Raw genomic sequence first — 15,405 nt, 5'->3', positions numbered from 1 at the left:
CCTTCAAATCCTTCTACGACGTGGTCTGGAAACCCGCCCAGGTCACCGCAGTGCTGATGCTGGTGATCTTCACCGCCAATATGCTGGCCCGCGTGCTGACGCTGGAAGAGGTGCCGCAGCAGATCCTGACCTCGATGCTGGCGGTTTCGGAAAACCCGATCATCCTCCTCCTGCTGGTCAACGCCTTCCTCTTGATGATCGGCATGTTCATGGAGGACGTCTCCGGCATCCTGCTGGCCGCGCCGCTGCTGCTGCCGGTGGTGACCGAGGCCGGCGTCCACCCCGTCCACTTCGCCGCCATCATCGGCGTTAACCTCGGCATGGGGCTGATCACGCCCCCTACGGCCCCGATCCTCTATTTCGGTACGCTGATCGGCCAGACCACCCTGGCCAAAGTGATGAAACCCACCCTGGTATTCGTGTTCCTTGCCTATTTCCCGGTGGTGATGCTGACCACTTTCATCCCCTCGCTGGCATTGTGGCTGCCGGAGCTGATCACCGGGCTCTAGAGCCGCGCCGCCCTGCCAGAATTTCAACCGAACGGAAGAACCCATGCCCCCCATGCCCTACGGCCGCGCGGCCTTTCGCGCAGGTCCGCTTTCGGTGGCCGTCATCATGACCGGCGGCACCATTGCCAAAAGCTACCATCCAAATGAGGCCCGGCTGTTCAACTTCGAGCTCAAGATCAAAGAGCTGATCGCAGGCCTGCGTCTGGATGACCTGCGCTTCACCTTTCTCGACCTGATGCAGAAGGACTCGCTGGACATCACGGCGCAGGACCGCAGCCGGATCGCCCAAGCCGTGGCAGAGGCCGCCAAGACCCATGAGGCAGTGCTGGTCACCCACGGCACCGACAGCCTGGCCGCCAGCGGCGAAACCCTCTGCGCGCAGATGGGCAGCATTCCGGTCCCGGTCGTCTTCACCGGCGCCATGGTGCCTTATGCCGTCGCCGGCTCCGACGCTGCCCAGAACGTGACCGAGGCGCTGCTGGCCCTGCGGCTGCTGCCGCCCGGCGCCTACATCAGCTTTCACAACCGCATTCTGGCGCTGCCCGGCGTGCGCAAGAACCACTCCACACTGACCTTCGAGGAGGCTTGAAACATGCCCCGTTCCGAGACCGACAGCATCGGCACCCGCGTGCTGCCCGACACCGCGCTTTACGGCGTCAACACCCTGCGCGCGGTTGAGAATTTCGATATCTCACCGCTCAGCATCGCCAGCGAACCCGCCTTCATCCGCGCCCTGGCCGCCATCAAGAAGGCAGCTGCGCAGGCCAATGGCAGCATCGGCGTCCTGCAGCCTGAACAAAGTGAAGCCATCGCCGCCGCCTGCGATGAAATCCTTGCCGGCCAGCATTACAGCCAGTTTGTGGTGAACATGCTGGAAGGCTCCGGCGGCACCTCGATCAACATGAACACCAACGAGGTGATCGCCAACCGCGCCCTGCAGATCCTCGGGCACGCGGCGGGTCAGTACCAGCACCTCAGCCCCAACGACCACGTCAACACCGGCCAGTCCACCAACGATGTGGTGCCCTCGGCGGTGAAGCTCGCGGTGCTCGAGAAAGCCCCCGCCCTGATATCAGCCCTTGGCCATCTTGCAGATGCCTTCCAAGCCAAGGCGGAAGAATTCGCAGACGTCCTGAAAATCGGCCGCACCTGCATGCAAGCCGCCCAGCCGATGACCCTGGGGCAGGAGTTCGGCGGCTATGCTGCCGCCATCTCCCGCGCCCGGGGCAAGGTCGAGGCCGCGGTGTCAGACCTGCAGGTGCTGCCGCTTGGCGGCACCGCCATCGGCACCGGCCTCGGCGCGCAACCCGGCTACAGGGCAGCCGTCTACCGCCACCTGTCGGCGAGCCTGAACCTGCCGCTGCGCCCGGCGGAAGACATGTTCGACGGAATGCAGAACGCCGACAGCTTCGCCCGTGTTTCCTCGGAGCTCCGCATCGCCGCCGAGGTGATCGGCAAGATCAGCCTCGACCTGATCGTCCTTTCGTCGGGCACGAAATCCGGCATTGGCGAGATCAAGCTGCCCGCGGTGCAGCCCGGCTCCTCCATCATGCCGGGCAAGATCAATCCGGTGCTGCCAATGATGATGCAGCAGGCCGCCTATGCGGTGGCCGGCAATGACACGGCGGTTTCCATGGCCGCACTTGGCGGCCAGTTGGAGATCAACCATTTCGAGCCGGTGATCGCCTCGCGCCTGTTCGACAGCATGGACATCCTGACCCGCGGCTGCCGCATCTTCGCGAACAAATGCGTCTCCGGCATCCATGCCTTGGAGGAGCAGGCGCTGGAAAACCTGATGGGTTCCTCTGCCCTGGCGACTGTCTTTGTGCCGCAGTTCGGCTACAGCAAGGTCTCGCAAATCGTCAAACAGGCGGAAGCGGACGGCAAGGATTTTGCCGAGGTGCTGGCTGAAATGGGCTGGCTGTCCAAGTCCCAGATTCTGGACGCCCTGCGCAAGGCTGCCTGCCCGCCGTCTTCGGCTTAGCGCGTCAGCCCTTACGGGGCGGCGAAAACGCTGTTCCAGTCCTCCAGGACTGCCGTTGCCGCTTCCGCAGAAAGCGCCAGCAGCAGCGTTTCCCCGCCGGCCGAGGCTGCGAGGATACTTTGCAGCGGCGAAACCGGCAGCAGCATGCACTCCGGCTTCGGCTCCGGCAGCCGGGCCGCGGTTCCTCCGCCTGCCCGTCCGGCGGCCGCCTTGCACGCCGCCTGCAGCCGGCCCAGCAAGGCTTCCGGCCCCCAGCTCTCAGCCGGGGCCTCATCGCCGCGGCATAAAACCATCGCCTCGGCCTTTGCCTCGGCCAGCTCCCGGAAGGCGGCCAGCGTACCGCCCCGGGACGGTGCCTCCAAAGCCTTGCGCAACTGCTCCACGGTGCAGCTGCCTGCCCCGTCAGGCGCCTGGCAGGGACGGCGGCGGATCGCAAACCCGCGTCCGCCTGCAGCCTCTTCCAGTGCCCGCAGCTGCCCCGCAAAGATCCGCGCCGCCGCCGCCGGATCATCCGGCCCGGCACCCCGTTCCGGCGCTGTACCCATATGCACAGCCGCCAGCCTGCGCTGCGCCGCAACCAGCACCGCGGCAGTTTCCTGCCCGCACACAACCGTCAATTCCCGCGGCAGCACCGTTTCCCCGATCTCCCGCAGCAGCACCGCTTGCAAAGACGCCTGTCCGGATGCGGCTGCAGCGGCCTGTTCCCGGAACGTCTCCGGTGCTGCCGCCAGCCGCTCCAGCGCCAGCCGCAGGCCGCCAGCACCAGCCCCTTGCAGGTTTTGCGCCGCCGCTTGTGCCATCATCCTTCCTCCGCCAGTGACGCCAGAACATCCCGCGCCGGCCCGGCCAGACGCTGCGCCGCTGCGGCAGAGCTGCAGACGCACAGCACCGCATCGCCGGACCCATCTGCCGCCCGGATATAGATCCGCGCCTCGCCAGGCGTGAGCACCAGCACGTCATCCGCCAATGCCTCCGCCCCGGATGCCGCATCCAGCATTCCGAACCCGCGCCGTGCCTGCTGGCAAAGCTCATCCAGATATTCCTGCGGGTGCTCCGCCGCACTGCTTTTGCGCAGGACGATGCAGGCGCCGATGTCGCCAAAGGCAGCCAGCCGGCAGTCCGGCTCGCGCCCGCGCAATTGCGCCAGATGATCACTCAAAGTCATCAGCGCCCCTTCAGACCTCAGGCCGGTCGCGTTCGGGACGCGGGCTGCGCTTCCGGGCAACCACCCGGCGCGGCATCACCAGGCTGCCCGCCTCCGCCGCGGCAGGCTCTTGCCGCTCATCCGCTGCCGCGGCCTCGCGCGCAGCACCGAATTCCAGCACCTCGCCGCCCTGCGCCGGGACCGGCCGGGGCGCTGGCGCTGGTTCCGCAACAGCCGCCGGCGTCTGCGGCGGCACCGGACGGCGCTCCGGCGCATCCCAGTTCAGCAGCAGATCCACCAGGTATTCGACAAACCCGTCGGCGCCGCTGGACTTCCACAGCTCCATATCGTCGCCCGCCGCCAAGGCCTGGCTCAGCGACAGCGGAAAGACCGCGGCAAAGGCATCACCGGTTTCTTTCCGCACCCGTTTCACAACCCGTTCCCGGTCGCGTTCGTTCCGCAGCTTGTCGAAATGGGTGATCAGCAAGGTCCCGGGCCCCTTGACCTGCTTTGAGATCTCTTCCCAGGCTGCCGCCTCGGACTGGCGCCAGGCCTGGGTGGCATGGGTGCACCAGATCACGCTGTCCACTTCCGGCAGCAGCTGCTGCCAGACGCTGGCGGGCATGTTCGGATCTGAAATCCCCGGCATGTCGATCAGATCGCACAGCTCCAGCGCCTCGGCCGGCAGGCTGAGGCGGATCAGCGCCGTGCTCTCCATCTCGACGCTGGCGAGATCCTCCAGCGGGACCGGCGTTTCGCTGCCGTCAGTGCCGATGATACGCGCGGCCTCGGCCCCGTGCGAAAGCCACACCGGCGGCAGCCGCGTCGCCGTCCCCCGCACCGGCAGCGGCTGGCGGCCTGCCAGCAGATTGATCAGCGTGCTTTTGCCTGCACTGAACTCGCCCATCAGCGCCAGGCGCGGCTTGCGCGGCGCGGGCGCGGACAGGGGCTGGCGGTCGGCATCGGGCATGGGGGTCTCCTGTATCATGCGGTAAAGCTCCTGAGCGTTTGCAGGGCAGCCTCTGCCTGCTGGCGGCGGCGGCTGCCTTCCGGGCCGGAGAACAGCGCCTGCATGTCGCCGCCCGCGCGGCTGCAATCGGCAATCTCCAGCAGAATGTCGCGCTGGTCCTCAAAGAACCCCTGCAGCCGGGCCAGAACCGCCGCCCGCGCATCCGCCGTCTGCACGGTCTTCAGCTGGGTCATGAAATCTTCGGTCTCGCCTTCGATCAGGCTGCGGAAGCGCTTGGCGAATGCCTTGTAGCCGCGGGTGCGGCGCCACCAGGCAGCCCACCAGCTGTCATTGAAATCCAGCGCAATCGCCTGCCCCAGCGCCACCGGCGAGGCCGGAGCCGGCACTTCGGGCACCGACAGCTGGATGCCTTCAACCGCTGCGCCGAACCCGTCGTAGAGCACGCCCGCAACATCCTGCACCGCCGCCTCGTAGCGCAGCTGCGCCGTTGCCTGCAGCCGTTTGGCCATCACCGAATAGGCCGTCCGCAGCAGCATCCGCAGCCCGGCCGGGTCATATTCCCAGGGGCTGTCCTCGCCCCATTTTTCCAAGTGTTCGATCAGCGCATGGGTGGCGCGGTCGGTAAAGTTGCCATGCGCCCGGTCTGCGCGCTCGCGGTAGGCCTCAAAGACCGCGTCGATCTCCGCCTCCAGCGCTTGCAGATGCGATTGCGCAGCCTCTTCAAAGGCGGAGCGGATGCTGTGAACATTGCCATGCGCCGCGCTGTCCGCCCCCTGCACCAGAACCGCATTGGCCGCCTCCTGGCCAGTCGCCGCGGTAACGGCCGAGGCCGCAATCCGGGCCAGCAGCGGATCACCCAGATCGCTGACAATGCGCTCGGAAATCGCCCGGTTCAGCGCCGGCAGGCCGGACAGCTCCCACACCATGTTCTGGGCCGGCTGCCCGGCATGGGACGCATTAACCGAGGCCTGCGCCCAGTCCAGAAGCGCGTCCGAACTCTCCTTCTCCATCTCTTCCAGCCCGCCGGTCAGCACCTTGTTGGCCCAATAGGCGCTGCCAAAGATGATGGCGGCATCCTTGGGGCCGTGATGGGTCTCCAGCGTCTGGCGGATACTGGCCTCGATCTCGGCGGTCTGGACCGCCGGCTCGGCCAGCTCGTCGATCCGGTTGACGAAAATCACCACCTCGCGCGACTGCAGGTTCGAAATCACCCGGATCAGCCCCAGATCGACCGAGGTCAGCGCCTGCCCCGCCGACAGCACCACCACGCACAGGCGGCTGTCGCGGATCGCCTGAATGGTAATCTGCTCGCGCATCATGAAGGTGTCATTGACCCCGGGCGTGTCGCGCAGGCACAGCCGGTGCGGCACGGTGCGGCAGTTCAGATACAGATCGGCGGCACGGGTGATGTCGGCAAAACGGCCTTGCTCATCCAGGCTGCCGTCCTCCGGCTCGTCAAAATCATCGCCCAGGCAGATGTAACGTTCGATCAGGTTCTTATCGAAATAGCCGTATTCATGCTTCTGGCCCATCAAAAGCTCGAACTTGCGGCCCAGCCGCTGCCGCGAGCGCTCCCGCATCTCCTCGATCTGAGCGCGGATTTTCTGCAGCTCGCTGCCGGCCCCTGCCCGGCCCGCCATCTCGCCGATGCGGCCGCCCTTGGTCAGCAGCCGGTCCCATTCCTCTTCGGTCATGAACTGGAAACAGGCCTTGCCTTCCTGCCGCCGGTCGCCGGGCGTCAGATGCAGCGAGGTCACCACCGAGGTCCAGGGGTTCACATCCGAGGGCAGCAGATCCGCCCAGCCGGCCATCGCATTGACCAGCGAGGTCTTGCCGGACTTCACCTGCCCCAGCAGGGTCACGCTGGGCTCAAACGCCTCAAGCTCCCCTTTCAGCCGGGCCAGGCTGCGTGCAACCCGTTCGCCGGAGGCTTCGGCAAGCACGTCCAGCGCCATTTCAACATCCTGCGATCTGGCGGCAAACTCCGCCAGCGGCTCCAGGCCTGCCTTCAGGTTGGTCGGCCGCGCCGATGCGCGGATGTCCGTTGCACTCTCGATCTGGGGCTGCATGTTCATCTGTGTCTTGCTCTGTCCTGTAGGGGCGGTCGATTGCAAAGGTCCGGCTGCTCGATGCGCCGTCAGCTGCTGTCTTCCGCCAGTTCTTTCTTCAGCTGCACCAGCAGCGTCACCGCATCGATGGCGGCATCCTCTCCCTGCTCCAGCTGGCACAGCACCATCAGCTCGCTGCCGTCCTGCGCCGTCTCCCGGGCAGTCTCCGCTGCCGGGCTGTCCGGCGCCTGCTCTAGCATCTCCGACAGCTCCTGAACTGCCTCCAGGCAGCGGCCCAGCACCGCATCCGCACGGGGGCCGCCGGCCGCATCCTCCTCGGCCAGCATTTCTTCTGCCCGCTGCTGCAGCCGCTCCAGCGCGGCATCCAGCCCCTGGCCCGCGCCCGCAGGCTTGGCAGCGGAAGCCTGCGGCGGCTCCTGCGGCTTGCGGGCCGCCGGCCGCGGCGCAGGCTCAGGCGACGGCGCTGCGGCACCGTACTGCCGCACCAGCATTTCCGCCTGGTCCAGATCCGAGCTCCGGCCCAGCTCGACCTGATGCATCACATCGTCAAACAGCTGCTTGCCGCCGCTAGAGCGCCACAGGCCCGCGCCGGAGGGCCCGCCTGACGTCCGTGCTGTCAGGCCCTGGATCGCAGCCACCGGGTAGACCCCCAGAAACTCCTCCGCCGCAACCGGCTCCAGCGCGGCAATCCGGTCCGCCAGAATGCCGCGCATGATCTGCCGGTCGGCCATGGTGAGCACCAGAAAGCTGTGGTCCTTGCTGCTGTCGGGCACCCCGGCCCACAATGCCTGTTCCGCGGCACCGAACTCCTGGCTGCACCACAGGATGATATCCACTGCCGCCGAAGCCTTTTGCAGCAGATCCCGCTGACGCCCGGCAGACCCGGACAGCGGCAGCTCGGTATAGCTGTGCCAGCGCAGCTGCGGATCCGGCAAATACTGGCGCACCAGCACCGCATCCTGCGGCACCTCCGCATCGGCCAGCACCCCCGGCTGCTGCACCCGCGTGCCATCCGCAGCCTCAAACACCACCCGCTCGTCCCGGCCATGGCAGATCTCAACCATATGCCCGCCTGCCTTGCGGCCGATCACCACCCGGCCCAGCAGCATGTCGGCCACCGCCGATTTGCCGGCCCCGGCGGTGCCGGTCAGCGCCACCCGCACCGGCTGGCGCAGCCGCTTCAGCAGCTGGCTGCCCCAGTTGCTGTACTCCCGCGGCAGCCGTCCTGCGCCCAGAACGTGCTCCAGCTGTCCGGCCAGCGGATCTATGTCGGTTGCAGGCAAGCTCACAGCATCACATCCCTCACGCTGCAGGTTGAAGAGACGCCACCGCGTTTGGAGACAGTGGCCAGAAGCGTGATCTTGCGCCGCCCCCGTGCTGCAGCAGCCCCGGCAGGCTGCTGATCCGCACGGGCTTCCATCCGTGCAGGCTCAGCCTCCGCAGGCCGCTTGTGAATGGGCCGCTTGTGCACGGGCCGTGCCTGCGCAGGCTCGCTCTGGGCGGGCATCCGCTGCGCAAAGGGTTTGATCACGCACAGGGCCGCGTTGTCCTGCTCCGGCGCGCCCAGCTGTTCCAGCCGCTGCATCAGCACCGCACCGATGCGGGCACTGGTGCTGTGCTGCTCCGCCGTCAGCACCCCGGCAATCTCCGTCTCGGCCAGGAACTGCAGCCCGTCACTAGCCGCCAGCAGGATATCACCCGCCTGCAGGCACACCGGCGCGCGGCGGCAATCGATCCGGCGGATCCCGCCGCCGTTCAGAACCGAAGTCACGCAATGGCGGTCCGGGTGGCTGGCCGCCTCTGCCGCCGGCATCCGGCCCTGCGCCACCAGTTCTGCAAACTCCGCCGCCAACGAATGCTCCGCATTCAGCCGCAGCAGCCTGCCGCCCCGGAACAGATAGAGCGGCGAGTCGCCGACCGAAATCCAATAGAGCCGCTCCTGGAACAGCACCGGCGCCAGCAGGGTTGCCCCCATGCCCCGGCTTTCCGGGAAACCGCCGGCATATTCGCCCAGGCAGGCATTTGCCGCCTCAGCAGCCGCCTGCAGCACATCGCCGATCCGGCCTTCCATCATCTCAGGGTCACCGCCCCGCAGCTTCAGATCGCTGAACACCTCGGTGACCACGATCTTGCTGGCGATATCGCCGGCCGCGTGCCCGCCCATGCCATCAGCCAGCACCGCAAAACCGGTCCCGGCTCCGGCCAGGAAATCCGCTGCCACAGCGTCTTCCTGGCGCTCGCGCCGGCCCTGGCTGATCGCCGTTGCGGCGTCGTAGGAAAATTCAGCGGACCGCGGCATAACCGGCATCACCCTGCTGCATCTGGTCCCAGCCGAAATCCGCACCGCACAGCGGCACAAACCGCAGCGTGGTCTCGCCGATCCGGATCTCATCGCCCGCCGACAGCTCCTCGGTGCTCAGCACCGGGCGGCCATTGCAGCGCACCAGATTGGCCTTGCCGCCATGGCCGATGTAAAAAGCCTTCTGCTCCGCGTCATAGGCAATCGCCGCGTGGTTGTCGCGCGAGATGCTGTTGTCGCCGAAGTCCAGCCGCACCGTCTGGTCCGCGCCGCGGCCGATCACGGTGACACCGCTGAACAGGGTGAAGGCTGCACCGCGCCCCGGCCCCTTGACGACAGCCAGCCAGCCGACAGGAAACTCCGTATAGCCCGGCGCGCCGGCTTCCGCGCTGCGGGCAAAGGGATCGCTGCCCGCGCCCTGATCCGGGCTGAACCCCAGAAGCCGCGTCTTGACCCGCCCTGCCCGCGCAGCGCCGCGCCCCATCGAGGGGGCCGGCACGTCAATCGGCTCCGGCGCCGCTGCCGCCGGAGGTTCAGGCGCAGCAGGCGGCTCTTCAGGCATTGCTTGAACAGCGGCCGCAGACACGATCTGCTCCAGCTCCGGCACAGCAGCGTCCTCATGCGCCTGCTCCGGCATCTGTTCCGGCACAGGGTCTGCCGCGGCTTCCGGAGCCGCCTCCACGCGCGGCTCTGCATCCGGTTTCAGCCGCCGGGTAAAGACCCGGTAGGGCTTGCGCTCCGCGCCGCCGTCCTCCGGTGCTTCGGGCTGCATCAGGCGGGAGAAATCCGCCTCCCCGCCAAGCGCAAACGGTGTCTCCTCGTCACCATCCTCCAGGTCATCATCCTGCAGCGCGTCCGGGCCTTCCGCATCCTCCGCAAAGAATGCCTCCACGGGATCTGCCGCCGCAGCCTGCTCCCGGGCAAAAAAGGCTGCAATCGCCTGTTCGTCCGGCGCCGCTGCCACAGATTCCGCCTGTACCGGCGCCTCTTCCGGCGCAGCCGCGGCTTCGGTGCGGTCTTCTGCGGCCCCAGCCGCTGCAGGCCCGTCCTGCTGCACTCCGGCCGTCCGGAATTCGTCATCAAGACGCAGCGGCGCCGGCGCTTCAGCCGCTTCAGAAGTATCGGCAAAGAAGGCTGCCATCGCATCCGGCTCCGGCGGCGCCACCGGCTGTGCCGAGGCCGCGTCCGGTGCAAACCCGTCCTGCTGCACCCGCTCGCGCCGTTCGCCGATGATGTCCTTGATGAATTTCATAACCGTTCCCCTCAGTTCCTAACCGGAGCCAGGCCGCCCGGCCTGCGCCCCAGGATTTTGCGCAGGCGCCCTGCAAAGCTCTGCTGCTGCTCGCTGCTTGTATCCGCCGCTGCCTGAGGCTGTTCCGCAGGCGGCGTGTTCTTGCGGCGGCGGGCAATGGCATCCTCTTCCTGCAGCCAGGCCTCCAGATCGGTGACCGGCTCGCCAAAGAGGTTCACCAGCGGCCGTGCCTCAGCCTGCGGCTTGGGCGGCGGCGGCGCCTGCTCCGCCCGGGCTGCGCGCGGCTTGCCCGGCGTCAGGCTGCCATTGGTCCGGGCCACCAGATCGGCAATCGCCTCAACCAGCTTGCCGTCGCCGCCTGCCTCAACAGCTGCCGGCTCCGGCACGGTGCCTGCCATGGTGTGATCTTCAACGGGCTGAACCTCAGGCTCCTCGCACTCCGACAGCGCACCAGCCCAGTCCCGCGCCGACTGAAAGCGTTCCGCCGGCAGCACCGACATGGCCATGTCCACCGTTGCCAGCAGCGCCGGATCCGCGTTCCAGCCGCCGCCCAGCAGCGGCTTGCAGGGGTCCGGATCACCCGCCATCACCGCCTTCAGACGTTCCTGGCTGTGCGGCGGCGCATCCCCGGTGATCAGATAGTAAAACGTGGCCCCCAGCGCATAGAGATCGCAGACCGGCCGGTGCGGCAGCTCCGGCTGGTACAGCTCATGCGCCGAATAACCGTCCTTCACTGCCATCACCGCAGCAGCCCCGCTGCTGTCATTGCCCTGGCTGCCGCAGGCGGCACCGAAATCGATCAGGGTCAGCTTGTTGTTCTTATCCAGCAGGAAGTTGTCCGGCGAGATATCGCGGTGCAGGACGCCCAGCTTGTGGATGCAGCCCAGCACATCCAGCGCCTGGTCCATGATCTGCTTCAAAACCGCCCCGGTCAGCCGCTCCGGCTGCTCCTCGCGCACGGTCAGCAGATCCAGCCCGTCAATGCACTCCATCGCAATATAGGCGGTCTGGTTTTCCTTGAAGACCTGATGCACCTGGGCAATGCCCGGGTGCTGCGACTTGGCCAGCCACTGGGCCTCGCGCAGGAACGCCCGCAGGATGTTGCGGTAGGCCTTGGCATGCCCCATGGCTTCAGGTTTCACATCGGTGCCGTCGCGGCGGCACAGCCCGGCCGGGAAACATTCCTTGATCACCACCCGGCGCTCCAGGCTGTCCCGGGCCAGATAGGTGATGCCAAAGCCGCCGCTGATCAGCGGCCGCTCGATCTGGTACTGCCCCTGCAGCAGCCGGAAGCCGCCGGGCAGCTCGCAGCCCGGCGCATCCTCTGCAAAAGACGTATCATGAGGCACAGTGTCAATTCCCCGTGGCAGCGAGTGGAGCGCAGCCGGCGATGCGGCCGCGTGTCTCCAAGGCTGAAATCGGACTGCGGCCTGTTCGCGGCGTTTTTGCGGCAATTGAGGCAGATCCGCCCCATTGCTGCCGCAATTGCCCTGGCCAGCGAGTAAACATTGGGTTTACACGCGGCTAACTTCTTATGCCGGAATTAGTTAAACTGCCGCCCTATATGGCAAATCCGGCCCGGGGCGCACGCCGGACCGGAACAACGCGGCGCAGGGGGCGCCGACTCTAGACGCTGCGGCCGGCCCTCAGCCCTTCCAGGACCGCCTCTTCCGCCGTGCGGGGTGCGACGCAGTCGCCTGCCAGGTGATGCTCCAGCCCCAAACCGCGCACCATCTCTTCAACGCTGTTGCGCGGCACATGCCCCTGGCACAGCACCAGCATATCGACTCCCTCGCAGATCACCGCCTCATTGCTCATGATGTGCTGCAGGTAGACGCTGTCCGCATCGGCCCCGAACAGCCGCATATAGGGCAGCACCTCAACGCCCAGGGAGTGCAGCCGCCCGATGCCTGCATCGCGCACATACATCTGGATGGTCTGCCCCGGCATATAGCCGTTCACCGCCAGCCGCACATGATGGCCGTTCTGCGCCAGCAGCTCAGCCACGCCCATGCCAACCCAGTCGGCGCGCCAATCCGCAACCAGCACCGACTTGCCGATGTCCGCCTGCCCCTGCAGCACCTGCCAGGCATCCACGGTATGCGCCTCCCCGCGCCCCTCGAACTCCGGCCAGCGCGGCGCAGCACCGGATGCGATGATCACCGCATCCGGGCCATAGTCCCGTATCACGCCCTCATCCACCGCAGTGCCGGTGCGGATATCCACCCCGGCCAGCTCCATCTCGCGGGTCAGGTTGGTGATGATGCCGCCGAACTCGGACCGGTGCGGCAGCAGCTGCGCCAGCCGCGCCTGCCCGCCCAGCTGGGCCTCCTGCTCGAACAAGGCAACCTCATGCCCCCGCTCCGCCGCCGCCGCCGCGGCTTTCATGCCGCCGGGGCCGCCGCCGATCACCATCACCCGACGCTTCGCGGCCGCCAGAGACGGCGCCCCCAACTGCAGCTCCCGCCCGCTCACCGGGTTCTGGATACAGGAAATCGGATAGCCGTCGTGGAAATGGCCGATGCAGGCCTGGTTGCAGCCGATGCAGGCGCGGATGTCCTCCGCGCGGCCTTCTTGCGCCTTGTTGCCCGCTTCCGGATCGCAGATCATCGCCCGGGTCATGCCGCACATATCTGCTTGGCCGCTGGCAATGATCTTTTCCGCCTCCTGCGGCTGGTTGATCCGCCCCGTCACAATGGTCGCCAGCCCGGTCCGCTCCCGGATTGCCTGCCCCAAAGGCGCAGTGTAGCCCGCATCCTCATACATCGGCGGCGCGATATGCACCGAGCCTGCCAGCGTCGCCGAGGACCCCGCCACCACGCTCAGGTAATCCAGCGTGCCCTCTGCCGCGATCAATTCGCAGGCGTCCAAGATCTCGTCTGCCTCCAGCCCCTCATGGCTGCGCTCATCCCCCGACAGGCGCAGGCCCACGGCAAAGCCCTCCCCGGTCTCGGCCCGGATCGCCGCCGCAATCTCGCGGATAAACCGGGTCCGGTTCTCTAGCGAGCCGCCATAGGCATCCGCGCGCCGGTTCACCTGCCCGTTCAGGAACTGCGCCGGCAGGTAGCCATGCGAGGCGACGATCTCGACCCCGTCCAGCCCGGCTTCCTGCATCCGCAGCGCCGCAGCGCCGTAGGAGGCAATGACTTCCGCAATCATCTCAGGCGTCATCGGCCGCGGCATCACATGGAACCGCTCGTTCGGCACCGCCGAAGCGCTGTAGGAGACCGGCGCCGTGCCGTCTTCCGAGGCCAGCATCTCACGCCCCGGATGGAACAGCTGCGCAATCAGCCCGCAGCCGTGGCCCTTCACCACCTCCGCCAGCCGCCGGTAGCCGGGGATGCAGTCATCCGTATCCACCCGGATCGGATCCGCCACAAACACCGCGCTCGGATGCACCAGCGCCACTTCCACCACGATCAGCCCGGCGCCGCCCCGCGCCCGCGCTTCGTGATAGGCGATCATCCGGTCACCGATCCGCCCCTTCTCGTTCAGATGCGTCTCATGCCCGGTCGAGACGATCCGGTTGCGCAGGGCAAGGCTGCCCAGGGTGATCGGGGAGAACAGATTGGGGAAACTGGCCTGGCTCATCGCTACTGCCTCTCGGGTCTATGTCATTGTCAAATCACGGATCGCCGCCCCGGCGCCATCGGGCCGCGGCAGATGGGAATGGGCGCATTCCAGCGCTTTCAGGGCATCAGCAACATGCGGCAAAGGGTCTGACACCCGCCGCGTTGCCAGATCCACATGCAGGATCATCATCTCCACCGTGGCGCTTAGGCCCTCCGGTCCCAGGATGCGGTGAAACAGATGCGTCTTCTTGCCCGAGCCATGCAGCACCTGCGTCTGCACGGTGATCCCGTCCCCCTCATGCAGCTCCGCCAGAAAGCGCACATGAGTCTCAGCCGTGAAATGGCTGTTGCCGCCCGCGACATACTCCGCCGTCACCCCGCAGCTTTCGGTCAGCGCATCCGCCGCGTTTGAGGCCACCTCGATGTAATGCGCCTCGTTCATATGGCCGTTTGCATCAGTCCAGCTCGGCGGGATCACCCGCTTGGCGGTTACCGGCAAATCCGCCGTCTGCGGGATTGCCAAACCCGCCTCCTGCGCCTTCACCGCGCGCCCTGCCCCGGCATTCCGCTGCTTCAAGGCCCGGATCAGCGCCACCAGATTGGCGTCCCGCGCCCGCTCCATCTGCCGGATGCTCAGATGCCCCGACTGTGCATCGGACTGCGCCGCCAGCCGCTCCACCAAACCCTCATGCAGCTCAGGCACATCCATCAGCCGCGTCAGCGGTTCCTTCAGCGAAGGCCCGAACTGGGCCAGGAAGTGCCGCATCCCGGCCTCTCCCCCTGCCAGACGGTAAGTATCGAACTGCCCCATCTGCGCCCATCGCAGACCAAAGCCGTACAAGATCGCCTCGTCGACCTCCTGCGTGGTGGCAACACCCTCCTTCACCATCCACAGGGTCTCGCGCCAGACCGCCTCCTGCAGCCGGTTGCCGATGAAGCCGTCAATCTCGCAGCCCATCACCAAGGGGTGCATCCCGATCCCGCGCAGCACCTCCGCCGCACGGGTTTTCAACGCCTCCGGCGTCGCGTCCGAGCCCACCACCTCAACCAGTGGCACCAGATAAACCGGGTTGAACGGATGCGCCACGATCAGCCGGTCAGGCCGCTTTAGCAATTCCTGCAGCTGGCTCGGCCTGTAGCCCGAGGTCGACGACGCCAGCACCGTCTCCGCTCCCAAATGCGGCTCAATCTCCTTGTACAGAGCCTGTTTCACCTCCAGCCGCTCCGGCGCGCTTTCCTGCACCCAGTCCGCGCCCGCCACCGCCTCCGCCAGCGAGGACGCAAAGCGCAAAGCCCCCTCCGGCGGCAGCGGTCGGTCGTACACGGCAGGCAGGCTGGCGCGGGCGTTGTCCAAAATCTCACCCAGCTTGCGCTCAGCCTCCGGCGCCGGATCATAGACCGCCACGTCGTGACCGTTGAGCAGGAACCGCGCTGCCCAACCGCCGCCGATCACGCCGCCGCCAAGGATCGCAACCTTCATTCCGCCGCCTCCCGGACCGCGTCCTGCGCAGGCCCGCTCAGCGCATCCCCCGCCATTGCGGCGCTTTCCGTCACCCTCACCGGCTACAAGTCGATCACAGCAACCCGATCCCGCACCCCACCCCCG

At 67.0% G+C, this 15,405-nt stretch carries 13 protein-coding genes; 3 read left to right on the top strand and 10 right to left on the bottom strand.

Annotated elements, in window-relative coordinates; genetic code table 11:
* The 3 genes from RA20_RS24030 to RA20_RS24020 form a co-directional block, all read left to right on the top strand.
* Positions 1–509 (top strand): TRAP transporter large permease subunit (locus RA20_RS24030; RefSeq protein ID WP_152618594.1); only part of this gene is annotated, 509 nt, incomplete at its 5' end.
* 43 nt (positions 510–552) lie between these two features.
* Complete coding sequence (locus RA20_RS24025; RefSeq protein WP_082018109.1) at positions 553–1,098, top strand: asparaginase domain-containing protein; 546 nt, start codon at positions 553–555, stop codon at positions 1,096–1,098.
* Between the two features lie 3 nt (positions 1,099–1,101).
* Complete coding sequence (locus RA20_RS24020) at positions 1,102–2,493, top strand: aspartate ammonia-lyase (protein WP_039135276.1); 1,392 nt, start codon at positions 1,102–1,104, stop codon at positions 2,491–2,493.
* A gap of 11 nt (positions 2,494–2,504) precedes the next feature.
* Here the strand turns inward: RA20_RS24020 and RA20_RS24015 are convergent, their stop codons facing one another.
* The 10 genes from RA20_RS24015 to RA20_RS23970 all read right to left on the bottom strand — a co-directional run bounded on the left by RA20_RS24015 (position 2,505) and on the right by RA20_RS23970 (position 15,279).
* Positions 2,505–3,293, bottom strand: coding sequence for a hypothetical protein (locus RA20_RS24015; RefSeq protein WP_039135272.1), 789 nt, complete (start codon positions 3,291–3,293; stop codon positions 2,505–2,507).
* A complete protein-coding gene (locus RA20_RS24010; RefSeq protein ID WP_039135269.1) occupies positions 3,293–3,658 on the bottom strand; it encodes a hypothetical protein in 366 nt (121 codons plus the stop codon). Before RA20_RS24010 ends, RA20_RS24015 begins: the two co-directional genes overlap by 1 nt.
* Positions 3,659–3,668: 10 nt before the next feature.
* A complete protein-coding gene (locus RA20_RS24005; protein WP_241482325.1) occupies positions 3,669–4,607 on the bottom strand; it encodes a dynamin family protein in 939 nt (312 codons plus the stop codon).
* Positions 4,608–4,621: 14 nt separating this feature from the next.
* Positions 4,622–6,682 (bottom strand): dynamin family protein, encoded by a 2,061-nt coding sequence (locus RA20_RS24000; RefSeq protein ID WP_039135264.1) that lies wholly within the window; start codon positions 6,680–6,682, stop codon positions 4,622–4,624.
* A 62-nt stretch (positions 6,683–6,744) separates the two neighbouring features.
* On the bottom strand, positions 6,745–7,965 hold the full coding sequence (locus tag RA20_RS23995; RefSeq protein WP_039135261.1) for a hypothetical protein: 1,221 nt from the start codon (positions 7,963–7,965) through the stop codon (positions 6,745–6,747).
* Complete coding sequence (locus RA20_RS23990) at positions 7,962–8,975, bottom strand: PP2C family protein-serine/threonine phosphatase (RefSeq protein WP_052249159.1); 1,014 nt, start codon at positions 8,973–8,975, stop codon at positions 7,962–7,964. The genes RA20_RS23995 and RA20_RS23990 overlap by 4 nt, the downstream gene beginning before the upstream one ends.
* Positions 8,959–10,227: an FHA domain-containing protein gene (locus RA20_RS26270; protein ID WP_052249157.1), complete on the bottom strand. Its 1,269-nt coding sequence runs from the start codon at positions 10,225–10,227 to the stop codon at positions 8,959–8,961. Before RA20_RS26270 ends, RA20_RS23990 begins: the two co-directional genes overlap by 17 nt.
* An 11-nt stretch (positions 10,228–10,238) precedes the next feature.
* Positions 10,239–11,576: a serine/threonine protein kinase gene (locus RA20_RS23980; RefSeq protein WP_039135260.1), complete on the bottom strand. Its 1,338-nt coding sequence runs from the start codon at positions 11,574–11,576 to the stop codon at positions 10,239–10,241.
* 277 nt (positions 11,577–11,853) lie between these two features.
* On the bottom strand, positions 11,854–13,818 hold the full coding sequence (locus tag RA20_RS23975; RefSeq protein WP_039135258.1) for an oxidoreductase: 1,965 nt from the start codon (positions 13,816–13,818) through the stop codon (positions 11,854–11,856).
* 18 nt (positions 13,819–13,836) lie between these two features.
* On the bottom strand, positions 13,837–15,279 hold the full coding sequence (locus RA20_RS23970; protein WP_039135255.1) for a carnitine 3-dehydrogenase: 1,443 nt from the start codon (positions 15,277–15,279) through the stop codon (positions 13,837–13,839).
* Positions 15,280–15,405: the final 126 nt, after the last annotated feature.

It is taken from the genome of Leisingera sp. ANG-Vp, from assembly GCF_000813725.1.
Lineage (GTDB): Bacteria > Pseudomonadota > Alphaproteobacteria > Rhodobacterales > Rhodobacteraceae > Leisingera.
This window is presented reverse-complemented; position numbering and strand designations above follow the sequence as displayed.